This is a genomic window from Alteromonas naphthalenivorans (assembly GCF_000213655.1).
In the GTDB taxonomy this organism is placed as follows: Bacteria; Pseudomonadota; Gammaproteobacteria; order Enterobacterales; family Alteromonadaceae; genus Alteromonas; species Alteromonas naphthalenivorans.
Genome location: NC_015554.1, coordinates 3,970,660 through 3,997,256, shown reverse-complemented (window position 1 = coordinate 3,997,256; position 26,597 = coordinate 3,970,660). Strand labels below are relative to the sequence as shown.

Here is a 26,597-nt window from a genome sequence, read left to right as displayed (position 1 = left end):
TAACAATAACCTAATGATTTAAAAGAAGTTGATGCCTCATTGTGGTAAAATACTTGTTAACTAGACAACGTAAAAAACCACAAGAGACATCGAATGAATTCTGCCACAAAGACCTTGAACTTACAATCATTAACCGCTGACTTATTGAGCCAAACAAACCTTAAAATAGATAACACCTTTAGCTCAACATGGAAAAGCATTGGTTTTAACATCATGTTACGCCAAGCTAAGTTTTCTAAGCGATCAGGTACGCCAGTAGGTGATATCACCTACCTTTTAATGCTCTGGGTTTGGCTTAAAGTAGACTCTGTAGCCATGTTTTCAAGGGATGCTTTATTAAGTTTTTCCGCGGCAAAAAAAGATGCGTTATATGACTTACTTAACCGTGAAGATGTAGATTGGCGAAAGCTACAATTATTGACCGCTAAAAAAGTCCTTAAGGCTAACAGTAAAAGCCGACTCTGTGCCTTTGTTATTGATGACACCGTAAAAACAAGATCTGGTAAAAAGATGCCCGGCGTATCGAGTCACTTTGACCACTTAACAGCTCGTTGCGTGATGGGGCAGCAAATAGGGGTTCTAGGGATTTTCCCCTCTAAAAAGACATAATCCTCTGTAGACCACACCAATAAATGGCTGCGGAGGTGGGTTACTACTTATAAGTGTGGCAAATTAGGTAAATATCGTACATTTAATACGGAACAGCCCTGATATGGCCATCAAAAACGAAATTACTATTCTCACGAGAGCAGAACAGGCAGATCTTTATTCCCCACCCATTTTTTCAATCGAAGAACAACGTCTGTACTTTTCTCTGAACGATGCGGAATTGGCAGTTTTTCGGTCAATTCGTCTCAGAGCTCATAGATGTTACTTTGTCGCGATTTTGGGATACTTCAAATCAAAGCCCGTCATCCTAGATATCGCTTACTCGCAGGTTTCTAAGGATTTAATGTTCATCAGTAAAGAGCTGCTTGGCGGCAAGGGGCTCAGACCATTCACTCCCTCACAAAAACAAAAAGATCGACTCTACGCAAAAGTATTAGACCTTGCTGGTTATCACAAATGGGACGAAAGTCAGCACTTCAATTCTCTTTTCGACCACCTTGTTCAGGTGGGCAATGCCTGGCTGGAGCCGCGTTACCTCTTTGATACTGCTATTGAATTCCTAACCAGTCACAGCATTGCTATCCCTAGGTACACCGTACTCCAGAGACTGATAAGCAGAGCGATGCAGCAGGTCAGAAAAGACCTGGCGCACCAACTTAATCAACTCACCAGTCCTGAACTTCACGTCTTTCTGGACAGCATAACAGCCATTGATGACGGACTAAGCCTGAACCAGCTCAGAGGCGGTGCAAAAAGTCTGACCGTACCTGAACTTAAAAAGAGCTTGCCCTTTATCATCAGTTAGCGCCATGGCGCACGCAAATCAATGGCGTTATCGATGGGCTTAATCTGTCTCTTAAAAATCGACAACACTTCGGTGAGCTCATCAACTATTACGGTAGTAAACTCAAACGATTCAAACGCGCACAGCAGCATCTATGGTTGCTATGTCACCTGACAGAGCGGATACAACTGGCACTGGAACGGTTAACTGATGGGTTCATTTACCATATCCGCAAGCAACAAGAAGCTGCCAACACCTTTGCACAACAAGCAGTGTTCCTGTCCTGGCAGTCAGCCGCGGACAATGTCACGAAAGCGGCAGAGTTACTGCATCTGTTTGTGGATGAGAACATTGATGATAATCAACCCTTCTCAGTAGTCAGACAACAGGCATTGAAGGTCATGAATGACAGGGATATCCAGACCCTCTGCCTTTACCTGAAAAAACAGAAACGGACCGTGGAAGAGTACCAGTGGCAACATTACGATGAACAATGCAATCTCCTGGAGCAACTGTTAAGGCAGGTCGTTCTTGTGCCTTGAATGTGAGGCCGGTAAAGGCTCAGAAGCCGTCGTCGCCCAACTTCAACAGATGCAGACGGAAATCGCATTCGGTGGACCACTGAAGACGATGGATACGTCGCTCATCCCGAAAAAGCACCTCCCATGGTTGGTTAAACAGGATAACGTTAACCCGCAACGTTACGAATGGCTGCTCTACCGGCAGTTAACCTCACGACTGAATGGACGCATTTATTTGCCAAATGTTACCAAATACCGCGCACTGGAAGACGACCTGATCCCCCAGACATCGCAGGATACCTTGCTGGCCTCATCAACACTGGACAGACTAAAACAGCCCGCAGAGTTATTGTTACAGGAGAAACAACACCGGCTGGAAAGTGCACTCAAAGACGTTGCTCTCCATATTGATGAGGGAGACAATCGAAATGTGATCATGAAAAATCGTACCGGTACCCGCTGGCGTCTGCCGACCAAAAGCGCTACATCTCTGGTCAACAATCCCTTTTTTAAGCGAATGCAACCGGTCGGTATCGCGGATGTACTGCGGTATGTAGAGCGCGAAACCGGGTTCATGAAATGTCTGACTCATGTACTTCCGATACAAAAACAAGGGTTCACTCATCAGGATGATTTACTGGCCATTCTGATTGCCAACGCCACTCACCGTGGTGTGTATGGCATGGCGCAGATCTCCGATCGAAGCTATGAACACCTGAGTACGGTGCAGGCCAACTATATCCGGCCTGAAACGCTGCATGACGCCAGCGACGTGATCAATAATGCGGTTGCAGCGCTACCCATCTTCCGCCACTACCATATTCAGGAGGACCAGCTGCATGTCAGTGCGGATGGTCAGAAATTCGAAACCCATCTGGAAACCTTTAAAACCCGGTACTCCTCTAAGTATTTCGGCACCAACAAAGGGATCACGGCCATGACACTGGTGGCCAACCACAGCGCCCTCAATGCTCGGATCATCGGTTCCAACGAGCACGAATCACACTATATTTATGACCTGTTACAATCCAACAGCAGTGAAATCAAACCTGACGTACTCTCGACAGATACACACGGTGTCAATCATGTTAACTTCGCCTTACTGGATCTATGCGGTTACAGTTTTGCACCGCGATACGCGCAGTTCAGTAGTGTCATCAATGATCTGTTTGACGTAACTGAAAATGAACACGGCGGCACCAACCTTGCCCTGAAAAAGCCCATCAGGACGAATGTCATCGAAACGGGATGGCAGGATATTAGGCGCATTGTTCTGTCACTTCAGACAAAGCGAACGACACAGGCAATGCTGGTAAGAAAGTTGTCTGGTTATCCTTCGGGGCACCCGACATTACAGGCGCTGACGGAGTATAATCGACTGGTCAAAGCGCAATATTTACTGGATTACATAGACAATGCCAGTTTGCGGCAGTACGTTCAGCGTGCCCTTAACCGGGGAGAAGCGTGGCACTTCCTGAGACGGGCTATTGCGTCGGTGAATGGCGATCAGTTCCGAGGCAAAAACGAGAGTGAAATCGCTATCTGGAATGAATGTGCAAGATTGCTTGCCAACGCGATCATCTACTTCAACTCCGCGATACTGAGTCATCTGCTGGGACACTTTGAAGCGAGAGGAGATGAAGAGAAAGCGGGTATCACTCGTGCTGTTTCGCCCGTTGCGTGGCAAAATATCAACTTAAGCGGAACGTATAACTTCACTAATACTGGGAAATTGCCCAATATTGGCGAAATAACAAGGCCGATAGTGGATGATTAGGCTCCAAGCTGAAAGTAAACCACCTCCGCAGCCATTTATTGGTGTGGTCTACAGAGGATTATGTCTTTTTAGAGGGGAAAATCCCTAGAACCCCAGTATGACAGAAGATTTTTTAGGTAGACCTGAAAGCGTCTATGGTGCCGCCATACATGCTGGGGTTTTTGGTGCTGATACGTATTTGCATGACAGGCAAATGTTTGTTGATAGGGTTTTAGGTGCATGGAACACGCAGATAAATAACTATTACTCTTGTCCAACAGAGAAGCATGAGAATGCGGCTGAGGCCTTGCATGAGCTGTACGTGATGTACAGGGAGTTTATGTCGATATGCCCTTGTGATAAGAAAGGTGCGTTTTCTAGAATGTTTGTTGCGCTAGCAAAAGGCGATTTGGATGCAGCGTTTGGCGAGTTCGGCAAAGCAAAATGGCCTATCGTAAGAATACTCGCTGAGGAACGGGAGCGTCGAAGGGAGTTACCGACTGCCTCCTGTTCGTAATATTTTTACAGCGTTGCCTTTAGCTGGATAAACGCAAGCGTTTCTATCAACTTGCTGTCATTTTTATATGGCGGCTCTGCGTCATTTGTCCATGCGTGACATAGCATTCCAGCAATCAATGCGACTTCCATCGTTCTGGCTTGAGCTTCCTTTATCTGGGTATCAAATTGTGCTCTGTTCTGAACGGGGTCCGATGTGATGATTTCGCTTGTTCTTAGTGTATCGTTGACGGTTGCTCCCATCATCGATAGTAATATGGCCTTCCATTCGACTGCATCCATCGCATGCGGCAGCGCATCCATAGGGGTAAGGTTTTGGTGCTTGAGGTAATGGTGTAAAGCAACATGGATTACATCGCTTTGAAATGTTGCCTGTTCTTTGGGATGCATCATTCTTTCCTTCTGCTTAAGGTTGTCAATGTTGCTATCTTAGGTGATGCAGCACGTCTATTTTACCGTAGACACCTTAATTTTTCGCCATCTATGACAGAACTGTTTTTTATAGCTTGGTATCTTTTACCTAACACTGCAAATACATGTGTTTCCCAACCCTTTACCCGGCGCTTTTGCCGGGTTTTTTTGGCTAGTTTGTAGCGCTAAAACGCCAAGGTGTCAGAATGATCTCAGTTGAAACAACCGCTGGGGATAACCATGCCTACCACTGACGTCAAAGTAAAAAATTTTGTTTCTTATAATGCGTTTATGCGAGCGAAATTTAAGGACAAGGTGTTACGTTACAAAAATGCGGGTATTACGCCGCCATCTTTCGAAGAGTTCAAGTCTTACAGTATTGCATCAAATGGTTTATCGCCATGGTTAGAGTCAATACGCGGTCTGCCAGCGACAGAGAAACAGATATATTCCATTTTAAATACGTATATGAAAGAGGCAAAACGATCACTCTCCGACATCCCAAACATTCTACGTTGGCTGGACCGTTATTACGACATAGAAACGCCAGTCGTGGAGGGGATTGCGACTGAAGCGTATTGGCGTAAAAGGTTACTCGCACAGAGCAAGGATTAATTGGCTTACTTCGTTCTGCCTTTAGAGTGACGAAAATCGCTGTGTCTATGCGAAAACCAATGTTTATCCATTGGCTATGATGTAGCGCATGTAGAAGCGCTTTTTAATAGCACTCAATGTCTTTTATGGACGGGTTTAATCGCTACTATTAATTGCCCGTTTTATAGCGAACATTACCAATGTAGATAAAGTAATTGTGTAGTTAAGAGTTGCGTCTGGCACATGCGTGGCCCCAAGCGTACCAATTGAGTCATTTGTTCCTTATGGCGATGGACGTTGGATAAGCTGAATGTGCAAGCCTTCATCATTTTAACTGTGTTTATAGGCTGGTAACCCCGCCAGTGGCGACAGAGGGGTTTATTTCTAATCTTCTGTGGAGAGATGTCATGCAAGTTTCAGTAGATAAAAATGATTTGATCGCACTGATAAAAATGGCGCAAAGCACGGATGATATGTGGGATGAATCAATGGATAAGGCGCTGTCTGTGTTATGCAAAAAGTATCGTCCTGCATCGACACCAGTAACGCTTAATAACGACACAGCTTCTGCCTGATATTTCTTATCAAGGAGTGTTTATGAGACCAGTTAACGAAGATAAAACCATCATACTGCGCGTGAATTATACGCAGCTTGCTTTTTCATGCGAAGGGCGTCTGGCTAAGGCGCTTATCAATGATTACAAGGGGAGTCATGTGTCACTGATTGAAAAGAAAAGCTCCGGCGTAAAAGTGCCGTATTTTGTGTCTGTTACGGACGACGGTAAGCTGGTGGATACCTATACGGGTGAGCCCTTCGAATTATCGAAATTCTGGCAACATACCCTATGACGCCAAGGGTGAAACTAAGTACGCCATGGAAAAATAGAGTGGCATTCGTGCATCAAGTCCGCGCTGAGGCGTTCTTTCTTTTGGTTCATCCATCTGGCGAGCTTTTACTTGTAAGTAATGCCGAGCGGGGCGCTGTTCGTTGGGATGTAGCATGTATACGTTGGCTGGTGGAGCGTGACGCATATTGGATGTGTAAGTACAGCACCCACGACGCAAAATTTCCCCTGCCAGGTCTTGATGAAAAACAGTTGGAAACTTTAGCTGTTAATACGGGAATTACGTTTATCTCGCGGGAAAACAAACATGTTGAGACATCGATGATGCTAGATTCCCTCATGGCTAGAAGTCTGCTCACTTGGTGTATTAAGCACCCAAGAATGGCTAAAGATAACCCAGCTGTTTCGACATACCAGAGCATGATGCTGGAGGCAGGCTTATCGCCACTTTCCGATGAAGAGTACACGGGATTCTAATGCGCCAATTTTACTATTAACTATCAATGGGTAATGCCAATGTTAAAAACACTGCTTATATCTACTTTTACAATAACACTGTCTTTTTCTGTGTGGGCAAACGATGCGTTCTTTCAGGGCGCAGAGGCGCTCGATAAAGGCGATGTTAAGTCCGCTATTTCCCTCTTTGAAAAGGCTTACAGCGAAGGGCATAGTATTGCGCCTTATACAATTGGTGTTTTATACGAAAAGGGTGAGGGCGTTAAACAAGACTTTTATCAGGCCAAGATTTGGTATACAAAAGCTGCCGATAAAGGACACGAAGGTGCCAAGTCTAGGTTACCGTTCGTCGAAGCACAGATCACTGCTCTTGAAGAGGGCAATTGATGTGCATGCGCATTCCTGTCCATTCAGGAATGCGTTTTTGATATTTTTCGGCTTTCACTTTTTATAAATTTGAACCACTTTCCTGCCTATCTCTTCCTTTTTTCTTTTCTCTTCCAGTGCGTTGTAGTAACGATTAAGCAGGTTATCATTCACTGTTTTCAATATACTGCTGTAACGTGATACCTCTACCTCTTTAGGGTCGTTTGGGTCAAACTCTTTCACTTGATTCTGACCTTTCATGCTGTCTACCATGATGTCGTTTATGTATTCGTGGATCGAGTCTATGAATGACTCAATATCAACACCCGCATCCTCCAATTCTTGATTAACCTTGCTAATAGCTAATGACAAAACAGCGAATTCTAAATGGTACGCCCCTGTATTCATAAATATATCGAATTTAGAATTATGTTTGATTTGACGTTTTACATCTAATTCTCTCATATAGATTTGATGTAGTACTGCTTCTGCGTTCATGTATTTACCCTTTTTGTTAAGCGATAAATACATTTTGCATGCGTTATGAATGTCGTCGCGTGATTAAGAGCCCTTTTTTCCTTCGTTAATTAATTTTTCTATGTTCTCAGTGAAAAAACATTTTCTCTTGTAAATAAAAAGGCCGCCTAAGTGGCGGCCTAACGTTGTGTAGGAGGACAACGAATTCTGTACAATCATAATGACATGATTTTTCACAGCGCAACCCCTTTTCTTTGGGTTTTTCCAACGAAATTTGGCATTTATGGTATAGTCTGTCTCTCCGCGAATACCAATGCTTGTTGGTTATATACGTACAATAAGAAGGAACTTTAATGCGAATCGTGTTGATCTCTGGCGCTGGACTATCATCAACATCTGGAGCCCCTGTCTACAATGATATCTGTGACCATCCCTTGTATGAAGCTTTCAGCAATCTTGATAACGATGAGGTAGACGCTGTAGCGCACCAGATTGCTGATAACTTTCTTTCGCTTAGTCCAAGCAAAATACATAGAGAGTGCGCGTTAATAGAGCGTGTATGCAATCAATTGGATATTGATTTTTGTCATTACACGCTGAATATTGATGTACTAATAGAAAAAGCGGGTGGTTCCACTCAGCATGTCTATGGGGATGTGCTAACGCCATCCTCGCTCGTGAAATTTCGGTCCATGCCTCAAGTTGATTTGTCGACACTGAATTGGGAGCCGGACGACATTGTGTTCTTTCTTGGCGTAAGTGAGCAAGGTTTGCCATTGGCCTATATTACGTCCTGCATAGACAGTGCTGGTGGGAATATTTTTCACTACAACCTACTGCACAATGGTGACTTGATTGGTAATCAGATAGTGGGAGATTTAACTAACACTTTTTCTTGTGCTGAAGTTTTGAAGCATATTCCACTGCCGATAAGCGTTGCTGACTTCGGTATTGGTACTGATGTTGAATTTGCTGAGTTCTCTATCTTCGGTACCGATTATACAATCTATTTTACGAGCTGCGATTACTCAACCGTGGATCCCGCTATGATTGATTCAGGAGCAGAACAACTTAACGTAGATGATGCAAGCCGTGCATTTGAGGTCAAGTTTGATGTATCGCAAAATATTGGCGACAGTACGTACTACAAGCGTCCTACACGCAACTTTAGCCTTAAAGAGCTGAATGTATTAGGTCAAATATTGATGGCTTACATTTACTCACATTATGCTTGTAGTGAGGTAAAACCTTCAATGTACGTGGCGGAAGCGTATTATCCTGAACTCAACGCGTTTTACAGGAGGCTTGCTAATTGCCACGGTGTTGGGCTATTATGGGTACATAGGTTAATAAATAACCCTTATCAACAACGTACTTCTGGAGATTTTCATGCATTCAAACCAACCTCGTAAGGTTTCTGAGCGGAAAGCCGCTGGTTTGCGCATGCTTCACACTGCGCTGGCCAAAGCTAAGCAAGAAGGCAAAGTTCGCACAAAGACCAGAGCGTCAATTAACTGATTTCATTTCTTTTAAGAAAGCCGACATTACGTCGGCTTTTTTGTCTGTTCAAGATATACGATGCTCAAATGCATGTATTCTGTCAGCGAGCTCAGCTACCAATTTGTCCGGGTCAAAATCCTTAGGTCTGTGCTCGACATCATTAATGGGTACCTTAATTGGGTATCCAAATTCTGGCTGAAGCGTTATTGTATTATCTTCTACTTCTATCACCCTGTAGCTCAAGAACGCGCCACTAGTGCCAAATACGACAAGGAAGTGCTCATTAATCACTTCGCGCTTGAATATTACATCATCACCAATTGAAACACCCATAACCACCTCTGCGTTGTTTTTGAGGATTATAGAGATTGGTATTTTTAGTTTTTTGCGTAGAGCAAGGGTATCTGCTAGGTCTAATGTAAAAAACGCCTATGCGTCGCATTGCGACATTACAATGTCGTTATTTGATGTCTGTGATGTACATATACATACATGAATTTCTTAAAATACCACCTCTTTTGATAAGTGAGGTTGTTATGAAGGAGAAAATAATAGACAAGAACCAGTGTATACGAGAGACAGTGTTTCCACTTGTTGATGTACGCATGGTTGGGATTGACTGCACATGCGAGCAGGTTGAAAAGATAGCGCTATCATGGCCAGTATTCAGTAATAGCGCAGCCGAGAATGAGCACATTTTGGATGCTATGGCGTTCACGGACAATGACGTTAAGCGTCTGTCATGGATATTGGGGCAAGATGCAAAAGAATTAAAAGGCGCTTATATTTTACTGGTCACGCCCATATAAAACGTTTCGCTAGAGGCTTTACAAGCGTCTTAGGACGCCGCTGCGTATGCTCCTCAATAAAACCCTTTCCCGGCAAGAAAAAATGCTGGGGTAATTTTAGGGAGGATGGGAAAAGGGAAGATAAAAGCCAGTAAGTACGTTTTATTGACGTCAATGTGTCGTTTATCGACAAGGTTGTCTCCAATAAAAAAGAGCCTGACCATCAATCAGGCTCTTTGCAATTGGCCATCTGCGAGAGGGCATGGCAAATGTCCAATATTGCGACTTACTGTAGCTCCAGTAATGATCTTCCCTGTGGTGTAGGCGCCTTGAAGCTACGGAGAAACTCTTCTCTCGTTCTTTCTACCTCTGCTTCCGCATCTTTAAACGTCTGCGCATTCACCACTATTCCCATTTGATTTGCCTTGGCGTACAAGGCATCTTCGTCGGGCAGCTGCGCCATAAACTCAGCTGGCTGCCCCAATGTTGAATCATTGTCTATGATTATAAAGCCTTCCTTGACGTATACGGCCACCAACGTTTCGATGTACACCCTGACTTCAGCAGCAGTCTTTCCTGCTTCAGTCAGGTCTAGGGCCAATTGAGTGCCATCAATCACTACAATGCTGTCGGCAGGGTTGGTCGGTGCCGGACGGGTAAAATATACCGTCGCCATGATAGCAAGACCCAGAACGACGATAAGCATATTCGTAAATGTCGAAGAGTTTGCTAACGTCGCCTCTTTTTTCTCTTGCTTCTTGTCTGTATCAGCCATCACTAACCTCCCACTTTAAAGGTTGTTGACCCGGTAATCATGAAGTCCACTTCAGTGCCGGGAAGCACCTCAATGACCGGTGTAACTTGCTCGGCCATGGCCATATAGTATTCTGCGAGCGTATCACCCGCTTTCGCTACACCTGAACCTACGGCAGCGACACCAGCTGTGCGTAATTGTTGTTGCTCCCATATTGCCTGTGGCGCACCGTTTGTGTTGATATTTTGCAACTGGCGAGGCGAGGCGACTTCTGCTACGCCCGACAATAGTCCTGCATAGACCGTGTTTTCAAGCAGGTCGTAACCCGTGAATATCATTTCTCCGGGAATGCCCAAAAGACCGTCGCCGCGAGACACAGCTACCGCCTTTAACGGCTCCTCATAAGCGATACCGTCATCGGTGATGCACGAGATTGAATCTGTTCTGATATAAACACGGCTATCGCGTAATCGACCTGTAGCCATCCCCATAATGTGGCATTCACGAATATCCAGCGTGAAGTAGTTTGGCATGAGCGCTTCTTTCTTTACGCGGAACATTACCGGCATCGGTTCTGATGTGGCTTTGACACCTGTCGGGGCCGCGACGCCATTCAACATAACCGCACTCATGATAGAGCCCTGTGCTAACGTGGTCGTATTCTGCAACTCATCGGCAATCTTCTTAACTTTGCTTTCTTGTTCAGCTATTGCCGACGCACGTTCATCTCGGACTTTTCTGTCGCGTTCAGAAATGGTGACTACGCCTGAGTCTTTAATCTTCACTTCACCGTCAGTGCCTAACTCCATGACTTGGCGTTGTGTTACGGTTCTGATGACATTGTTACCAAAAGTCTTTGGTGCCTCACTGATGATTTGACGGTTAGCTGCAGGAGGTGGTGGCATCATCGGCATGCTACCGTTGGGGTACATGCTCATTGGGTTTTGAGTCTGTATTTGGTCTTGATTAGGTCGACGATCTACTCCATCTTGCGCAGGTTGTCCGCCCACAACCGATGGGCCATTTTCCTGCATAGTCTTTAGGATGTTCGTCAGCTCAAACAAATCCTGCTTCAGCTCAATGTTTTGGTCTTTTATGGACGCCAACTCTTTCTCGCGAAGCGCTTCTTTCTCCTCTAATTCTTTCTCGCGCTGGGTGAAGCGCTCATCCAATTCGTCCACCAGCCCTTTGATTTCATACGATTCCATCTCTTCAACAGAATCAGAAATGCCAAAGATGCTTTCTGGTTCCTCAAAGACTTTTCGGTTGCGTCTTTCCCCGCCAGAATCACTAAAGACAAAGGCAGCCAACCCTAGAAAGACGGCGCCTACCACTACGCCAGTGCGAAGCTTGTAGTCTTCAGCCCATTTTTCTTTAAGCGTATCTAATGCATCTTTAAACATTACTCATCTCCCCACGTTACACGCGGACGTCTTGCCTTACGCTGTACATTTTCGTAATAAAGCTTGTCACGGAGAATGTAGAGCTCCATTTCTTCACCCGGTGCTAGATATGATTTTTTAAAGAGCGCTACTGCAATCACGTCGTCACTCAAGCACATCTCCTCACGCACCATGTACGTGCTGTCTGTGGTGTTCTTTACACCTACGACATCAATAATTTCAGTGCCACCTAGTAACCGTTGCGCAGCCTTGTGTGGTATGGCCATGCGACACGGTGTTCTATAGTCCTCAGGAATGTCACCACTTAGCGTGAATCCACGCGGAAAGTCTCCTTGCGCAACTGGTGTAAGCAAGTCGATAATGCGCTTAGTGTGTTTATCCGAATAGGGCACACGCTCCGCCTTCGCTTTGTTAATCGCTTCCTCTTCCTTCATCTTCTTCTGGTACGCCACGGACTCTCGTTTCATGCTGTCGTCCATAGACACCGTGATATCTGCAATTACCGGGGGGGCGTCGATAGGGATGAGGGTAATCGAAACTTGTGAGCTTTTAACTCCAGCTTCATGTATCACCAATCCAACAGGGTTGCTGTCTGGGATAGATATATAAAGGTGACCACCCTCTGTCTCGATGACAGAACGGGCGTCTGAGGTTTTCACTTTTAGCTCAGTAAAGTTAGTCGATAGGGTATTTAACAGTCCTTGACCGACAGGAATGACGATACTCTGCTTAGGGTCGATATCAAATGCCATGCTGGGCTTATACATCTTTCGAGCTTGCTCTAAAAACTTTGCGCCCGGCGAATTAGCTATCTGCTCTGCAGCATACTGCTCACGAGCTGCCATTGCCGCTTGATATTGCTCCTGCTGACGGCGTATCTCATCAACTTGATTGAATAATTCCGAGTCTTCAACGTTAGTCGAGGGTGGTGTATATCCATCCTCGACAGGAATACGCTGGTTATTGGACTCCTGCAGGTAGGGTATTTGTGGCATCTGCTCTGGTTGTGCTGGTGGCTGTTGAGCGAATGCGCTGCTACCCGCTATGGCCAATGTTGCTGCTAATACCTTAATCTTCATTGCTTTCACCCTCAGCGTTAAGTGGCTTTGCTGTAATGCCTTCTTTCATTTTCATTTGTTCTTCGGTGTAATACTCGTTCACAACTTCTGTACCTTGTGACTTGATTACGGTGGTTGTTGGATGACCAGAATAGGCTTTATAGTGCGTCAGGCGCGGCATACCATTGTTAACAATAAATTGGAACTCGTAGGTATAGTCATCACTAATTGGCGGAACACCTTTACCTTTCACGGAACGTTTACCCCAGACCCAAACAATATTGCGTGTGTCGGAATACATCGCATCATCTACAGTGAAGGTTTGCTCTAATTCACGTACTTGAAGGACGCGAGCTTCGCTCTTGAGCTTCTCTGATACAACTTGGCGAAGCGCTGGTGACAGGAGCTCTTCCATTCTCTCTACGACAAAATCAATGTTGCGCTTTGAAATGTTGCCCACCAGCAAAGCGGTTTGGTACGCAAACTGCGTTTGATACGCTTCACTCGCTTTATTGCCTTCAATTACCATGTCTTGTGTCATGTTAGGCGGCACCATGACGACAATAGGCTCTTTACTAAACGCCATAAACATCAAAAGAACGACAGTAATGGATAGCGATACAATAGTAATCATCGCGAAACGCTTGTAACGCTCGTAATCGGCGTAGGTTTTACTGATAAACGAATCTGATTTTTTCATTATTTTTGGCCCTCTCGTATTCTTCTCATTAGCTGTGATACCGTTTGATGGCCGGATTCACTACCGTTCTGCTTTTTCGCATGACTTTCATAACGTCCAGCAACCCCATCTTCCATATCTTATGGACGTATTCGTCAAAGAATGAGTTTTGCAATATTTTCCCTACTCCCCAGAACACTAATATCGCTCCACCAAAGCCTGTCTTCCACATACCAAACATTAGGCATATCACCAGTATGATGACGGCCGGTGCAAACTGTATGGCTGGGAAGATAAGCATCATTAGCGGATCGTTTATTCGCCGTGGAAACTCATATTGGTTGTTACCTGACATTCCTACCTCGCGCAGTAAATTTTTCTACGCTTATTATTCCGTGTTTTTTAATCCATTCTTTTCGTAGAGGGGGGAATTTTTAGGGGCGTAAATTGACTTTTTTGTCTTGAGGGGGGTTGCCTTGGATATGCAGCCGAGAAAAAGGGGTTGGGCAGAGATGCCATCGGTGCGAACGCTCTGCCTTGAGAAGGGGTCATGTAGTCTCTCAAATAATCGAATAGAACATCTGATTGCCTGATGACTGCATTGCAACCCAACGCGATGCTTCGTCGTAGCTCATGCTTCGCTGCGGCGGAATAGGAACGTGAAAAGCGTGACGTTCAATTTTGTAGCTTGCGCGAGTAGGTTTGCTCATTATGTCCCCCTTATTGTTGCAATTCTTTTAAACTGTCTTGAAGGTAGTTCTCAACGTCGAACAGCTCGCGTTTCTCTTGTGCGTTAAGGTCTTGTCCGCTTAACAGTCTTAACAGTAGTTGCGCTTCAGTTTCAGTCATTGGGATGTTAAATGTGTTCATAACTATGTCCGCTTGGTCGTTGTCGATACAGTTAAATCATACCGCTTTGAGGTGATGCAGCTACGCTTTGGGCAGTGTTAAGTTGTGTCGGAGACGGACTTGGAGGGTGGTAGTTACGAGCAGGCTAGACTGGGGCATTGCTGCCCCGGTCTATAATTAGCGGCAGGTTGTATTGCCGAAGCTATCGGTAGTGCAGTTGGTGCGACTGTTGCCCAAGCTTGAGCTTGAGTTACCAAAGCTATCTGAGTAGCTATTGTATCTATCGTCACCGATACGGCCATTGGTATTGCCAAAGCTATCGCTATAGGTGTTAACGCGGTCATTACCTATGCGGCCAGTTGTATTGCCGAAGCTATCGCTATAGGTGTTGACGCGCTTATCGCCAATTCGCCCTGTCGTGTTGCCAAAGCTGTCTGTATACAAGCTGCCTGTTGTTCCGTCACTGCATCGCACGGAGGTGTTGCCAAAAGCGTCCGTGGTGCTGTTGCAAGCGGCTTGCGCGAAGCCTGTTAAGGCTAAAGATATTGTAGCCGCTAACGTGATTTTATTGATGAATCTCATGTTTTCTCCTTTTGTAGATTCATTGGTGAGTGTAGCAGAGTTAATGGGCATTTATACTAAAGTTGTAATTTTTCGCTGGTTAGTTTTCTGTCCATAAGTGACACCGGCTCGCTGTTCAAATAGTCACCCGGAACGCTAAAGTTCTACCTTTAGAGGTGGATTTTCGATACTTATTTTTGACACGAATGTTATTACGTTTAGAGTGATTTCTTTCTCTCATAGCAAGGAATTTCTCTAATGTTTTATAAAGTTGTCAATCGCGCAGATGGTGCTGCAATTGTTGCAATGTCAGAAAGTGGCATGGCCACAATAACACCTGAGGTAGCAGAGATTAACGACATGCGTTGCTTAGGCGTTGTCGGTGATGAAGCGCTGCATGAATTTGTCTCGCTTCAAAACCAAATTTCAAACAAAAGAGCAAACCAAGCTGACGGTTAACGGAACAACGATATGTTGATCACCTTTTTCAATTGCGTGTCCGTCAAATACTGCGATTCACGGGCATGAGCGTAACTTCATAAGCCTGAAAAAAAGGCCGCCTTGCTGGTGGCCTTGCGTTTGATGTTGGCGTCTTGATAGCCTATGCGGCCTTTTTGTGTCTAGCAATGTTTTTGTGCATCCAGTGTGCGGTGCACATCCATTTAACACCTTTCTTCGTGACAAAGGCTGCGTGACCGCCAAATCCATCTGGTCGAGGCTTTGAGCAGGTGTGTGCCGCTTCAATACATACATAGTCGTCACTGTCGAAATGCTTGAGAATAAGGTAACAGAATGTCGCGGCGGCTTCGGTATTGATGCTCTCATCGTGAGCGATATGAATGCTATCGCCTGTATCTGCATACTTAAATGGCAGATATACATTGCCAGGTTCATAATCATCGAGGCTTTTCACGAACTTTTTAGCTAGGCGATAGACATCGTTCGGATAAGCTGCCTCATGTACTGTCTTGTGACTTTTCGTGAAATCGACCTTCTCATCTTCAGCACACTCCAATACTTGCAGTGCAAATATTTTTTGCTCCAACTCTAAATTAATTTCGAATGCCGCTTGTGTGTAGTAGTTTGCCATCGTCCTCTCCTCTTTCGCTATGCTTTACGTGGTTTATAACTCAAGTTTCGGAGTTCAGTTTAGCCTAAAATCAGCACTCATCACCAATAGATTTGGCTTCTAGCCTCAGCGTGAAGGTATCCATTTGCATGACTTGCATAAAGAACTCCTGAACCGTTTTGTCTATTTGGTTCATGATCTCTTGTGCGGCGCTGACTCCGTATAGCTTGCTGAGCTCATCAAGCGCTCCCGATATCAGTGCTCTAAAGATAACCCAGAGTCGGCTAGCAAAATCTAAGGTGCACAGACTGTTGATCATGTCGTTACGACTATCACTCAGTCTAGCGGCACCTTCCTCGTGTTGAGTCAGTAGCAGCAAGCAGAATCGCAGCGCCGTTAAATGGATGGACGCGATATAAGCACTGTAATGTGTACTTTGCTCTTTGAGGAACCCAAGCTTTTGTTTCGCTTCCTTAAAGTACACTTCGATGCCCCAGCGCAACGCATAGATTTCGAGTATTCTCTCATCACTGAGGTGAGTGTCGGTGGATAAAAACAAGGCCCAATCATGCTTTCCAGCGCGCTGTTTTTCTTCGTTGACACCACGAACAAACAACAGCTTGACCTTGATCCAGTGATCAGGCTCTTTGATGCTTTTTGCTAGATTCAACTCAACGGTGATCGCCTTAGACTGGTATGGTCTACCCTTAATCTTCTGCCATTGGCCTTTGATGTGGTGTTGGTAAAGCTCAGCCGCTGTTGCTAGAGCCGAGGTGTTATCCATAGTGCGATAGCGCGTCTTATTTTTCTTCATGCGGACAATGGAGACTAACGATTGCGCGTCCATAAAGGCCAGTATGGACTTACTGGCAAACCATGAATCAGCTAAAAAATATTGCGCATGAATGTCGGACCGCGCGGCTCGCTTAATCATGCGGTGGATCATCTCCGGCTTACTCATTGACTGCGCATCACGATAGCGTTTTGCTACGATACTACGACCATCCGCAAATGCTTTGGTGAGTGGTTGTGCTTTCACTCGACTGATATAAAGCTCGCTATCTAAAGGGATAAATTGCTTTTCAGTCGCCAGTCCTAGGGTCAGGATTTGCTGCCCCATCACACAACGACCGTTGAGGTGATCAAAGTGGCTGGAGATGCCTGGCATGGTTTTACCGCGCCGTGTTTTAACTGAATCATCAACAACATAGGCGCGTATGGTGCTGTGGTCAGTCATACTGATGACGGTCTTCGCTGTTTGAAGGTGCAACTTGCGCCAATCCAGATCCTCCCGATTAAGAAGATCATAAAGGGCATCCCTCTTAGTGATCGAGAAGCTTTGTAACGACTCCCTTGAAAACATCGCAATTGAGTCTGCTTTGAGCCAGACCCAAAGCAGTAAAAGGTACACTACATCACTGACGGGTGATCCTGAACGCTTTGAAAACCGCGCTTGTTTCAGCAGTCGATTAAAACCGATGCGCTGCCATGCTTTGCTAAACAGATTATCCACTTGAACATCGTGGCGGCTTAAATACTCAGCGGTGAGTGATGGCAAAACAGAAGAGCTTGTGTCAGAATTCATGTGTAGCCTTTGAGTTGTATTTGTTATGTCTAGACAACTAACATTATACCACGAAAAGGCTATTTTTATTTATACTATTCAGTAACTTAAGCTATAATTTCTGCTGTTTTTGAACCCCGAAACTTGAGTATTAAATTCATATATTTATTTTTTTTATTACCATTAACACACTGACTCAGGCATTAGTTTATCTTAACTTGTACCTGAATCCGTGACTTCAGATTCAATAAATGTGTTCAAAACCCTGCAATAGCAAGGCTTCCAACGTTAAAATAGTCATCACTGTCCATTCACCCAATCAGTGATGTTACTACCATGCGTAAGTTCAAGCTTGTTCAGTCTAAAACCGAAGTGATCACACCTCATGGTGGTCTTGCTCTCATTGGTCATTGCATCAACCAAATGACATCACTTCATAAGACTTCTCGTGATGTCGCTAAACGCCATGGTATCGCTAATATCGATCTTATTCGTACGTATGTAGGACTCGTTTGCTTGGGCAAAAGTGACTTTGAAGCCGTCGAACAAGCCAGACATGATCCCTACTTCAAGGCCGCCATGGGTATCAAACAATCACCCTCATCCGCGCGATTACGTCAGCGCTTTGATGAAGATGCCGTTAATTTACTACCACTGTTAAGTTCGGCCAGTGTTGAGTTTTTACAGAATGCATCCATTCCACTAACAGAGCTCTCAACAGGGCATATTCCCTTGGATATGGACGTGTTCCCCATGGATAACAGTGACACTAAAAAGGAAGGTGTTTCCTACACTTACAAAGGGCATGATGGCTATGCGCCGATTGCTGCCTATTTGGGTCAGCAAGGGTGGTGCTTAGGTTGTGAGTTACGCCCTGGCAGCCAGCATGCTAATGCTGAGTTTATCAATGTACTTCAACGCGTGATTCCAAGAGCACGTCAGCTGACCGATCAGTCATTACTGATCCGACTGGATAGTGCACATGATGCGCTTGAAAACCGTGTTTTTCTGAACAACCAAAACGTCGACTTCCTGATTAAATGGAACCCACGAAAGCAGGATGTCTGGCAATGGTACGATGAAGCCTGTGCACATGCGAAGTGGCATCATCCACGACCCGGTAAAATGGAAGCCGTGTTCTCTCAACAGCTGGATGATGCGGCCAATACGCGTCGAGTGGTCAAAGTTACGGTGAGACACTCTGATGCCAAAGGTCAGTTGTTCTTGGAGCCTGAAATCAGCTTAGATGGCTGGTTGACCTCATTGTCTTCAGATGTGGCAGATGACGCCACGGTGATTAAACTCTACAAAGGGCATGCGCTGTGTGAACAGTTCCATAGCGAGTTCAAGACTGACTTGGATCTAGAGCGCCTGCCATCTGGGAAGTTCGCGACCAACGATCTGGTCATGGGCTTTGCCGTCATGGCTTATAACATCTTACGCTGGATCGGTTTACGCGGCTTAATGCAATCTGACTCACCTGTGCGGCACTCAGCGAAACGTCGCCGATTGAAAACCGTTATGCAAGAGTTGATGTATCTGGCCTGCCGACTCGTGAAGAGCGGTAGACAGCTGACACTTAAGTTTGGCTCTCATTGTCCAGGCTTTAGCGCATTCAATCGCGTGTATCACATTACCTGACATACTCGATATACCAAACATTCCTTGCATGGCTAGTAGCCAGGCCTCAGCATGCCAAATCGGTCAAAATTGTTTGAATTTTAACCAGAGAAAAATCCTTTAATAGGCAAAAATCAGTAGCCTGCAATGCAAGCGCACATCAGTACGAATAAAATCGATTGTTAAAGAGCGATAAAACAGTGACTGCTCCGATCTGTAATCTTAAGCAATACTCGTCACTGATTCAGGAGATAGCTTCCTCAGTTTGGAAATGGTAGTCAGCGTAATCGGACAACTCTTTCAGAATTTGCTCAATAGCCTGTTTGGAAACACCCTGCACATACTGCTGACCCAGCTTGTTCAGCAGGATCACCAAATTACGATGCTGATCATCAATAATCGCAATACCCGTCTCAAGTTGCGGGTTCCAGGGAAAGATTTCAAACGTGTTGTTTGCATCATCTGAAAGTGATGTCATGTGTAAAATAGCCTTATAGCCGAATTCAAACCTTTAAAAAGACATTGTATACCAGCCACCTATTCCCATATATCCATAAGGGATAAATACAGTAAATTTTTGCTATGGGAATTAACACCACAGGTTAATGAAACGTGACCCTGGCCTTTTCTTCCGGTAGATTAATGTCCCTGATACAGAGCCTTTTGCTTTGCAGGGAGACCTATCTGCGATGAAACCATCAAACTCGCTTGCCCATGCACCCGCTACACGGCGCAACAGAGAGCCGATCTTCAATGTCTTGCAGACATACCTTCCCGATCCGGCCAGGGTACTGGAAATAGCTTCAGGAACGGGCGAGCACGCGGTGTATCTGTCCTCAAATCTCTCACAGGTCGTTCACTGGCAACCCACCGATATAGATCCGACAGCCTTAAGCAGCATCGAAGCCAGGCGACAGAGTGACCACCATCCAAAGCTGTTTCCAGCCCGACTCCTGGATGTAACCGCTCCCACAGAAATGCCTCAGGGTGACTACAACACCCTGCTGGCGATCAACATGATCCATATTGCGCCCTGGCAAGCCGCCGAGGGGCTTATGAAATTAGCCCAAAATCTGCTCAGTAACGATGGCGTCCTCTTCCTCTATGGCCCTTTCTGGCAGGCCGATGTCAGCCCTGCCGAGAGCAACCTGGCATTTGATGCATCACTCCGCCAACGTAACCCGCTCTGGGGTATCCGCCATCTGGATGAGGTCACTCATCTGGCAAAAGAGCAAGGGCTGATACGACAAGCGGTAGTTCCCATGCCAGCTAACAATCTATCGGTGGTATTTCGGAAGGAGTGAGCAAGTACAGCAGCCGAACTGCTGTACCCGCCAGGCTGGCAATCCACTCTTTACAGGCTATCAACTCTGCAGATAGTGAACGACTCAATAGTCACTGACTTTCACTTTGAACAACCATGCATAGAGCGCTGGCACAAATAGCAAGGTAATCAGCGTACCCACAGCGACACCGCCAATCAGCACATAGGCCAAGGGTCCCCAGAACAGATCCAGAGCCAGCGGAATAAAAGCCAGCACCGCCGCCAGAGCGGTTAGTACCACCGGACGGGAACGCTGCACCGCCGCCTCAACCACAGCGGCACCCGCCTGCATACCGGAATCGAAGTTATCCTGCACCTGTTGCGCCAGTATCATGGTGTTGCGCATTAAAATACCACTTAAACCGATCAACCCCAGCAGCGCGGTAAAACCAAACGGCTGGTTAAACAACAGCAGTGCTGCCACCGCTCCTACCAACCCGAGTGGAGCCGTCGCAATCACCACAAACGTGCCGGTAAATGAGCGCATCTGCAGCATGATGAAAATCAGCATAAGCGCCAGCATAAGCGGTTGCAGCTTCTGGATGGAGCTATCCGCTTTGCCAGACTGTTCAACCGATCCACCTATATCGATACGATAGCCCGGTGGTAATTCAGCAAGCAGCGACTGCATGTCAGCCCAGATCGCATGGGTCACGTCAGGTGGCTGGGCTCCTTGTACATCGGCATGTACAGCCAGAAAGGGTTCACGGTTATAGCGTTTTATCACCGGATCTTCATAGCGGATACTCAACTCGCCCAACTGACTGAGCGCCACCTTGCGCCCATCCGCTGTCTTAAGCTCTAGCGCCTCGGGTAACAGCCCCCCTTCGCGTGCACTGCGCGCGATCACCTGTACGCTGCGAACATCCTGACGCACATCGGTGACATTAAAACCATTGAGTTGAAACGCCAGTTGCTGCGCAACCTCGGTCGGCGTCAGTCCCATTAACCGCAGACGGTCAGGGTCCATATCCAGATAGTAGGCGGGTGTACGCTCATCCCATTCCAGGTGCGGCATCACGGTATTGGGATGCGCCGCCATCAGATTACGCACCTCGTGAGCGATGGAACGCAAGACTTCAGTATCCGGGCCCAGCACGCGAAAGCTGACAGGCCAGATAACCGGCGGTCCAAATAGCAAACGGGTAACGCGTACCCGTGCTTCAGGAAACTCACCTGCCTCCAGGTGACGATTCATCTCCGCCATAATACGATCACGAGCACCGGCATCATGGCCTATGGCAATGATCTTGGCAAAGGCCGGATCAGGCTGTTCAGGGTTAGCCGAAATAAAGAATCGAGGCGCACCCGCACCGATATAGGATGACAGGCTTTTCACTTCGGGCAGCGTTTCCAATATGGCTTCGAGGCGTTTTACCGTGGCTTCTGTCGTGCCGATTGCACTGCCCTGCGGCAGGTTAATATCGATCAATACCTCTGGACGGTCTGAACCTGGAAAAAACTGCTTTTGTACCAGCGTTGCCATACCCACACCGCTGAGTATCAACAACATCAGTGTCGACAGCACGACCGTTTTACGATAACGCACACAGGTGTTTACCACGCCTCGCAGATACTGGTAAAAACGTGTTTGATAGATATCTCCAGCCTGATGCTGAGTATAGGATGGCAGCAGCTTCACTCCCAGATAAGGCGTAAAAGTCACAGCCACCAGCCAGGAAACCAGCAGTGCAAAGGCCAGCACCCAAAAGATATTGCCGGCATATTCACCCACACCTGACTGGGCAAAGCCGATCGGGACAAAACCCGCTACCGTCACCAGCGTACCAAACAGCATAGGGGCGGCCGTCACACTCCAGGCATGACTGGCCGCGCGCACCCGCTCCCAGCCCTCTTCCATTTTAACGATCATCATTTCAATGGCGATGATGGCATCATCCACCAGTAACCCCAGGGCGATAATCAAGGCACCCAGAGTGATACGATCCAGATTGATCCCGGTAATTTTCATCAACAGGAAGGTCAGGCCGATGGTAACGGGGATGGCAATACCTACCACCAGACCCGCACGAAAGCCAATCGCCAGTAAGCTGACAGCCATAACGACCAGCACCGCCACCAGAAACTTGATCTGAAACAGATCAACGGCCTGACTGATCGCTTCGGTCTGATTGGTCAGCATATGCAAAGACATACCCAGGGGTAACGCGGCCTGTTCAGCATCAATAAAGGCCGTCAGACGCTCACCAAACTCCAGGCCGTTCTGACCGGCCTGCATCACCACCCCCAACAATATGGCCGCTTCACCATCCGCCCTGATCATATAGGAGGGAGGATCTTCGTAACCTCGCCGTATATCTGCCAGATCAGACAGCTTTAACAGATGGTCTCCCACACGTATCGGCAAAGCAGCCAGTTGATCAAGGTCCGCCAGATCAGCATCCACACGCAGGTAGGCGCGTGGCCCGTCCAGGTCAACAAAGCCAGCTGGCATCATACGATTACTGGCTTCAATCGCGGCAAAAATCTGCTCTGCTGACAACCCCAGGTTATTCAGGCGGTTCATATCAAAGTCGATAAACACCCGCTCACTGCGCTCGCCCAGTAACAGCGCTTTTTGCAGGCCAGGCACACGCTGTAAACGATCACGGACAGATTCCGCTTCACGGGTGAGGCTGTGCATCGGCATACCCGGTGCCGTCAGTGAAATCAGCGAGAAATACACATCTGAAAAATCATCATTAACGATCGGACCTATGACCCCCGCAGGCAGACTTCCGGCTTCATCCAGCATGCGCTTACGTACCTGATAAAACAGATCAGGCACCCTTTCACTGGGTGAAAAGTCCTCGAACTCTATCTGTAAATCGGCCCGACCCGGACGTATCGTGGTTTCAATTTTATACAGGTACTCCACTTCCTGAATGCGTTTCTCCAGACGGTCAACAACCTGATCCTGTAACTCGGTCGGTGTGGCACCGGGCCAGATAGCCGACACCACCATCACCCGTACAGTGAAGGATGGGTCTTCGGCACGCCCCAAAGATGAAAACGCATAGACACCGGCAAAGACAGACAGGAGAAGAAAAAACAGGGTTACCGAGCGTTCACGCACTGCCAGGGCTGACAAATTGGGAAAATTCATCGCGCCTGCTCCCTGACCTGCATGCCCGGCGTTAATAAATGCGTGCCCAGCGCAACAATGCGACTACCCTGCGTCAGGGAAGCGCGAATACGGGCATATTCCTGGCTCAGCTCCAGCACCTCCACAGGCACAGGCTGCACCTGCCCCTCAACTACTTGCCAGACCTGAGCGCCTTGACTGCGTTCATCCAGTGCGCCCAGGGGCACACTAAAGGTTGTCTCCTGCAGTGGCTGGTCAAGCCTGACCTGTACCACACTGCCCAGACTTAAGGCATCAGAGCGCGACTCAATACGATAACGTGCCCGCCAACTGCGACTGTCAGGATCAGCCGAGGCTGCCATCTCCCGCAAAGTAATCGCTAATGATTCACCATCAATCAACAGGCTACCAGACGCTGGAGCATCCTCACCTTCAGGCAGATATACCTCCGCTTCAAGTGAGCTATCGTCAATCAGAGTAGCCAGAGCCTGCCCCATGATGACCACCTGTCCTGGCTCAGCTGTCACGGCATTCAGTATGCCCGCTTTTTCAGCACGCAGTTCAGCATAATCCACAGCATTACGTGCCTGCTCCAACACAGCATTAGCCGCCTGATGACGACTGATGGCTTCACGCAGTGTCAGCTCATAACGCTCCAGGGTTTGGCGGCTGACAAACTGGCCGTCTACCAGTGTTTGTTGACGATTCAACTCGCTGCGTGCAATTGCCAATGCCGCTTCAGTCGTTTTCATGTCAGCTTCAGCCACTCGCACCGAGGCTAACAAATCACGCGGGTCCAACTGGAACAGCAACTGCCCCGCTTCGACCCGCTGACCCGCATCAACATAGCGCTCCAGAATACGGCCCGAAACCTGAAAGGCAACGGGTGTTTCATAGCGCCCTTTTACTGTGCCGGATAGCTTCAGAAAAGCAGAAGAGGCATTACTCACTACCAGAGTTCGAACCCAGGGAGCCGCAGACTGAGGTGCATTGGATGCACCATTATCTGGACTACAGCCCAGCATTAACAGCACAATAGCCATAAAGAATAAGGGTCTATGCATGGTAATCGACTCAAAAATACACTATGATTAATGAAGGCAATCGTACACTAATTAAAATGGATAAAAAAGTGCCTTGTAAGTCACGATCGGGACGACCTGTCGATCCCAGCAAAGAAGTCGCTATTCTGGATGCCGCCACAGAACTTCTGTTCACCCAGGGCCCAGCTAAATTCTCGATAGAAGCGGTCGCACGTAAAGCGGGCGTTTCAAAAGTAACGGTCTATAACCGCTTTAACGAAAAAAACACACTGATCGAGGCCATCATTCATCGCCAGTGCGATAGCTTGCTTCAACACCTGGTTATCGAACCTGAGCAGGGCCAAACACCTCGGCAAGCACTGCATGACTTTGCACTAAACCTGGCACATTTCGTACTCAGCCATGAACACCTCAATTTTCTGCGTTTGCTGGGCAGCCTGCACGAAGTAGACCGGGATCTACTGCACAGCATGTACAACAACAGTGTTCAAAACGCCTTAGACACCTTGAGCGGCTGGTTAAAAATACAACAAGAGGCAGGACGTATAGAGTGTACTGATACTGAGCATGCCGCCGAGTTGTTTTTGAGCATGCTTGCAGGACTGGACATAGTGCGTGCCTTGCATCAACTCCCACCCAGACAACCTGGTGAGGAAATCAACAGGCATGTTGACGCTGTTGTGAAGCAGTGCTGGAGGCTGTGGCAGAGATGAAATGTTTCATTTAGTAAAACTGATTACCATTTTGCTTTATTTGCATCTAAAATAAAGATCAAAAGTTAGATCCTGGAGTGAAAAGCAAGATGACTGCACAACTAAAGCAACGACCAGACCCAGCTGTTGTCCTGTCAAAAGCACTACTTAATGCATCCAAACAGCTGACACTCAAGCAAGATGAGCTGGGCAAGGTGATTGGTGTGCATAGAACCGCGATAACACGCTTAAAGCAAAACCTGGACCTGAGTCCCGACAGTAAACAAGGTGAACTGGCCCTGCTGTTGATCAGAGCCGCCCGGGCACTATTTGCACTCACCGGGGGTGACCAGGCCTGGATCAAACATTTCATGCGCTCACAGAACAAGCTTACTGGCGGTGTTCCTGCTATACAGGTACAAACTGTTCAGGGACTTATGCGTGTGGTGACCTGCCTGGATGCGATACGAGGCAAGGTGTAACCATAATCTGGGCTGACTGTAACGGCGAAGCCTGCATCAGACCCATTGAGGGGTTGTTATACCGCCTGGTGGAAAATCAGGAACAAGTCGCCACACTAGGCTATGTGGACACACTCGAAGAACAGGCGGTGCTTGAAGAGTTACTTGAAACCTCAAAACCCGACTATCCTGATACCTACCCAAACACCCTGCACTACCTGCTCAAAACACCTTTTCGTTATCCTCCCTTACACTGGGGATCTCGATTTGGCCGTATCCATGAACCTAGCCTGTTCTACGGCGGAAAATCACTTGAAGTAACCCTGGCAGAATCCGCCTTCTACCGCTTTGTGTTTCTCCGCTCAATGGAAGGAACGGCACCTGCGGCAAAATTGAACACCGAGCATACGCTGTTCACAGTGGGTTATAAGACCGATAAAGGTATCCAGCTTCAACAGCCACCCTTTAGTGCATTCACGGCAGCATTGCGCCACCGCACTGAGTACTCCCTGACTCAAGCATTAGGCACCAACATGAGAGAAGCTGGAGTAGAAGCCTTTGAATATCTATCGGCCCGTTCAGCTCGTGATGAGCTGTGCGCAGCCCTCTTTACCCCCATCGCCTTCACTGACCAGGCGCCGCAATCCAGAGAAAACTGGTTTTGTGAACTAACCCAGGAACAGGTAACCTTTAAAGCAATGGGCTCCCAACAGGTCTTCAGCTTTTGTCTGGAGGAGTTCTCTGTTAACAGGCTGTTTCCTATGCCAGCCCCATCCGCACCACGGAACCCGGTATGATTAACCCAGCGTCAT

At 47.0% G+C, this 26,597-nt stretch carries 30 protein-coding genes and 1 pseudogene; 16 read left to right on the top strand and 15 right to left on the bottom strand.

Annotation, left to right across the window (positions count from 1 at the left end):
- Nucleotides 1–93: 93 nt before the first annotated feature.
- The 3 genes and pseudogenes from AMBT_RS22255 to AMBT_RS17465 all read left to right on the top strand — a co-directional run bounded on the left by AMBT_RS22255 (nt 94) and on the right by AMBT_RS17465 (nt 4,187).
- Nucleotides 94–609, top strand: coding sequence for a transposase (locus AMBT_RS22255; protein WP_013785980.1), 516 nt, complete (start codon nt 94–96; stop codon nt 607–609).
- A gap of 103 nt (nt 610–712) precedes the next feature.
- Nucleotides 713–3,691, top strand: a pseudogene (locus AMBT_RS22250) (Tn3-like element ISShfr9 family transposase).
- Nucleotides 3,692–3,788: 97 nt separating this feature from the next.
- Nucleotides 3,789–4,187 (top strand): hypothetical protein, encoded by a 399-nt coding sequence (locus AMBT_RS17465; RefSeq protein ID WP_013785979.1) that lies wholly within the window; start codon nt 3,789–3,791, stop codon nt 4,185–4,187.
- A gap of 5 nt (nt 4,188–4,192) precedes the next feature.
- Here AMBT_RS17465 and AMBT_RS17460 read toward each other — a convergent pair whose 3' ends face one another.
- Nucleotides 4,193–4,579, bottom strand: coding sequence for a hypothetical protein (locus AMBT_RS17460; protein WP_148259123.1), 387 nt, complete (start codon nt 4,577–4,579; stop codon nt 4,193–4,195).
- 258 nt (nt 4,580–4,837) lie between these two features.
- Between AMBT_RS17460 and AMBT_RS17455 the strand changes: the two genes are divergently transcribed.
- The 5 genes from AMBT_RS17455 (at nt 4,838) to AMBT_RS22020 (ending at nt 6,879) form a co-directional block, all read left to right on the top strand.
- Nucleotides 4,838–5,212: a hypothetical protein gene (locus AMBT_RS17455; RefSeq protein ID WP_013785977.1), complete on the top strand. Its 375-nt coding sequence runs from the start codon at nt 4,838–4,840 to the stop codon at nt 5,210–5,212.
- Nucleotides 5,213–5,598: 386 nt separating this feature from the next.
- Nucleotides 5,599–5,766: a hypothetical protein gene (locus tag AMBT_RS22625; RefSeq protein WP_013785976.1), complete on the top strand. Its 168-nt coding sequence runs from the start codon at nt 5,599–5,601 to the stop codon at nt 5,764–5,766.
- 22 nt (nt 5,767–5,788) lie between these two features.
- A complete protein-coding gene (locus AMBT_RS17450) occupies nt 5,789–6,040 on the top strand; it encodes a hypothetical protein (RefSeq protein WP_013785975.1) in 252 nt (83 codons plus the stop codon).
- Between the two features lie 38 nt (nt 6,041–6,078).
- The gene (locus tag AMBT_RS17445) at nt 6,079–6,513 is read left to right on the top strand and encodes a hypothetical protein (protein ID WP_148259122.1); all 435 of its coding nucleotides are present in this window, start codon (nt 6,079–6,081) and stop codon (nt 6,511–6,513) included.
- A gap of 39 nt (nt 6,514–6,552) precedes the next feature.
- Nucleotides 6,553–6,879, top strand: coding sequence for a tetratricopeptide repeat protein (locus tag AMBT_RS22020; RefSeq protein ID WP_013785973.1), 327 nt, complete (start codon nt 6,553–6,555; stop codon nt 6,877–6,879).
- A 54-nt stretch (nt 6,880–6,933) separates the two neighbouring features.
- Here the strand turns inward: AMBT_RS22020 and AMBT_RS17435 are convergent, their stop codons facing one another.
- Nucleotides 6,934–7,356: a hypothetical protein gene (locus tag AMBT_RS17435; RefSeq protein ID WP_013785972.1), complete on the bottom strand. Its 423-nt coding sequence runs from the start codon at nt 7,354–7,356 to the stop codon at nt 6,934–6,936.
- A gap of 332 nt (nt 7,357–7,688) precedes the next feature.
- Here AMBT_RS17435 and AMBT_RS22015 point away from each other — a divergent pair, with 332 nt between their 5' ends.
- Nucleotides 7,689–8,747: an SIR2 family protein gene (locus tag AMBT_RS22015; RefSeq protein ID WP_013785971.1), complete on the top strand. Its 1,059-nt coding sequence runs from the start codon at nt 7,689–7,691 to the stop codon at nt 8,745–8,747.
- A gap of 154 nt (nt 8,748–8,901) precedes the next feature.
- On the opposite strand, the gene AMBT_RS17425 is transcribed toward AMBT_RS22015, so the two are convergent.
- Entirely contained in the window at nt 8,902–9,168 is a 267-nt protein-coding gene (locus AMBT_RS17425) for a hypothetical protein (RefSeq protein ID WP_013785969.1), read from the bottom strand.
- 203 nt (nt 9,169–9,371) lie between these two features.
- Between AMBT_RS17425 and AMBT_RS17420 the strand changes: the two genes are divergently transcribed.
- A complete protein-coding gene (locus AMBT_RS17420; protein ID WP_041452604.1) occupies nt 9,372–9,644 on the top strand; it encodes a hypothetical protein in 273 nt (90 codons plus the stop codon).
- A gap of 265 nt (nt 9,645–9,909) precedes the next feature.
- Here AMBT_RS17420 and AMBT_RS17415 read toward each other — a convergent pair whose 3' ends face one another.
- From AMBT_RS17415 to AMBT_RS17390, 7 genes are all read right to left on the bottom strand, one after another.
- A complete protein-coding gene (locus AMBT_RS17415; RefSeq protein WP_013785966.1) occupies nt 9,910–10,398 on the bottom strand; it encodes a hypothetical protein in 489 nt (162 codons plus the stop codon).
- Nucleotides 10,399–10,400: 2 nt separating this feature from the next.
- Nucleotides 10,401–11,780, bottom strand: a complete 1,380-nt coding sequence (locus AMBT_RS17410) for a TraB/VirB10 family protein (RefSeq protein WP_013785965.1) — start codon at nt 11,778–11,780, stop codon at nt 10,401–10,403.
- Complete coding sequence (locus tag AMBT_RS17405; RefSeq protein WP_013785964.1) at nt 11,780–12,859, bottom strand: type-F conjugative transfer system secretin TraK; 1,080 nt, start codon at nt 12,857–12,859, stop codon at nt 11,780–11,782. Before AMBT_RS17405 ends, AMBT_RS17410 begins: the two co-directional genes overlap by 1 nt.
- Nucleotides 12,849–13,538 carry a TraE/TraK family type IV conjugative transfer system protein gene (locus AMBT_RS17400; RefSeq protein WP_013785963.1) on the bottom strand — a complete coding sequence of 230 codons (690 nt, stop codon included), beginning with the start codon at nt 13,536–13,538 and terminating at the stop codon, nt 12,849–12,851. Before AMBT_RS17400 ends, AMBT_RS17405 begins: the two co-directional genes overlap by 11 nt.
- 539 nt (nt 13,539–14,077) lie before the next feature.
- Complete coding sequence (locus tag AMBT_RS22620; protein WP_013785961.1) at nt 14,078–14,227, bottom strand: hypothetical protein; 150 nt, start codon at nt 14,225–14,227, stop codon at nt 14,078–14,080.
- A gap of 10 nt (nt 14,228–14,237) precedes the next feature.
- Nucleotides 14,238–14,387: a hypothetical protein gene (locus AMBT_RS22615; protein ID WP_013785960.1), complete on the bottom strand. Its 150-nt coding sequence runs from the start codon at nt 14,385–14,387 to the stop codon at nt 14,238–14,240.
- A gap of 156 nt (nt 14,388–14,543) precedes the next feature.
- The gene (locus tag AMBT_RS17390) at nt 14,544–14,948 is read right to left on the bottom strand and encodes a hypothetical protein (protein ID WP_013785959.1); all 405 of its coding nucleotides are present in this window, start codon (nt 14,946–14,948) and stop codon (nt 14,544–14,546) included.
- 237 nt (nt 14,949–15,185) lie between these two features.
- Between AMBT_RS17390 and AMBT_RS17385 the strand changes: the two genes are divergently transcribed.
- Nucleotides 15,186–15,386, top strand: a complete 201-nt coding sequence (locus AMBT_RS17385) for a hypothetical protein (protein ID WP_013785957.1) — start codon at nt 15,186–15,188, stop codon at nt 15,384–15,386.
- 142 nt (nt 15,387–15,528) lie between these two features.
- Here the strand turns inward: AMBT_RS17385 and AMBT_RS17380 are convergent, their stop codons facing one another.
- Both AMBT_RS17380 and AMBT_RS17375 read right to left on the bottom strand, forming a co-directional pair.
- On the bottom strand, nt 15,529–16,017 hold the full coding sequence (locus tag AMBT_RS17380) for a hypothetical protein (protein ID WP_013785956.1): 489 nt from the start codon (nt 16,015–16,017) through the stop codon (nt 15,529–15,531).
- A 70-nt stretch (nt 16,018–16,087) separates the two neighbouring features.
- Entirely contained in the window at nt 16,088–17,581 is a 1,494-nt protein-coding gene (locus AMBT_RS17375; protein ID WP_013785955.1) for an IS4 family transposase, read from the bottom strand.
- Nucleotides 17,582–17,896: 315 nt separating this feature from the next.
- On the opposite strand from AMBT_RS17375, the gene AMBT_RS17365 reads away from it, so the two are divergent.
- Nucleotides 17,897–19,201, top strand: a complete 1,305-nt coding sequence (locus AMBT_RS17365) for an IS1380 family transposase (RefSeq protein ID WP_013784042.1) — start codon at nt 17,897–17,899, stop codon at nt 19,199–19,201.
- Between the two features lie 223 nt (nt 19,202–19,424).
- Here the strand turns inward: AMBT_RS17365 and AMBT_RS17360 are convergent, their stop codons facing one another.
- On the bottom strand, nt 19,425–19,658 hold the full coding sequence (locus tag AMBT_RS17360) for a bacteriohemerythrin (protein WP_013785954.1): 234 nt from the start codon (nt 19,656–19,658) through the stop codon (nt 19,425–19,427).
- A gap of 211 nt (nt 19,659–19,869) precedes the next feature.
- On the opposite strand from AMBT_RS17360, the gene AMBT_RS17355 reads away from it, so the two are divergent.
- Nucleotides 19,870–20,484, top strand: a complete 615-nt coding sequence (locus AMBT_RS17355) for a DUF938 domain-containing protein (protein ID WP_013785953.1) — start codon at nt 19,870–19,872, stop codon at nt 20,482–20,484.
- Nucleotides 20,485–20,568: 84 nt separating this feature from the next.
- Here the strand turns inward: AMBT_RS17355 and AMBT_RS17350 are convergent, their stop codons facing one another.
- Together AMBT_RS17350 and AMBT_RS17345 are read right to left on the bottom strand one after the other, a co-directional pair.
- Nucleotides 20,569–23,610 (bottom strand): efflux RND transporter permease subunit, encoded by a 3,042-nt coding sequence (locus AMBT_RS17350; RefSeq protein ID WP_013785952.1) that lies wholly within the window; start codon nt 23,608–23,610, stop codon nt 20,569–20,571.
- Nucleotides 23,607–24,632, bottom strand: coding sequence for an efflux RND transporter periplasmic adaptor subunit (locus AMBT_RS17345; protein ID WP_158306776.1), 1,026 nt, complete (start codon nt 24,630–24,632; stop codon nt 23,607–23,609). The genes AMBT_RS17350 and AMBT_RS17345 overlap by 4 nt, the downstream gene beginning before the upstream one ends.
- Before the next feature lie 44 nt (nt 24,633–24,676).
- Between AMBT_RS17345 and AMBT_RS22010 the strand changes: the two genes are divergently transcribed.
- The 3 genes from AMBT_RS22010 (at nt 24,677) to AMBT_RS17330 (ending at nt 26,582) form a co-directional block, all read left to right on the top strand.
- Nucleotides 24,677–25,345, top strand: coding sequence for a TetR/AcrR family transcriptional regulator (locus AMBT_RS22010; protein WP_013785950.1), 669 nt, complete (start codon nt 24,677–24,679; stop codon nt 25,343–25,345).
- Nucleotides 25,346–25,434: 89 nt separating this feature from the next.
- The gene (locus tag AMBT_RS17335) at nt 25,435–25,806 is read left to right on the top strand and encodes an MbcA/ParS/Xre antitoxin family protein (protein WP_013785949.1); all 372 of its coding nucleotides are present in this window, start codon (nt 25,435–25,437) and stop codon (nt 25,804–25,806) included.
- 68 nt (nt 25,807–25,874) lie between these two features.
- A complete protein-coding gene (locus tag AMBT_RS17330; protein ID WP_013785948.1) occupies nt 25,875–26,582 on the top strand; it encodes an RES family NAD+ phosphorylase in 708 nt (235 codons plus the stop codon).
- Nucleotides 26,583–26,597: the final 15 nt, after the last annotated feature.